Origin of the sequence: Paraburkholderia sp. SIMBA_054, from assembly GCF_046534875.1 — a bacterium.
Taxonomy (GTDB): domain Bacteria; phylum Pseudomonadota; class Gammaproteobacteria; order Burkholderiales; family Burkholderiaceae; genus Paraburkholderia; species Paraburkholderia hospita.
Genome location: NZ_JAWRXV010001296.1, coordinates 1 through 251, shown reverse-complemented (window position 1 = coordinate 251; position 251 = coordinate 1). Strand labels below are relative to the sequence as shown.

The 251-nt window shown below is 65.3% G+C and carries 1 protein-coding gene; it reads right to left on the bottom strand.

Features of this window, described 5'->3' with window-relative positions:
- The coding region (locus SB822_RS59290; RefSeq protein ID WP_410859398.1) for a hypothetical protein at nucleotides 1–251 on the bottom strand (251 nt) is incomplete at both ends.

The window sequence follows — 251 nt, the reverse complement described above, 5'->3', positions numbered from 1 at the left end:
CGTCCATCGTGTGGGCGATGCGGGAATCCGCCACGTCGGCACCGGCATCGAGGACCAGCTGCTTGAAGATCTGGCGGTCCTCGCCCTTGTTGATCGCCTCGAAGTTCGCGCCGATGAGCTCGACGTCGTACTTCTCGAGGATGCCGTGGTTGTGCAGTTCGATCGCCGCGTTCAGCGCGGTCTGGCCGCCGAGGGTCGGGAGGATCGCGTCGGGGCGCTCCTTGGCGATGATCGTCTCGATGACCTGCCAG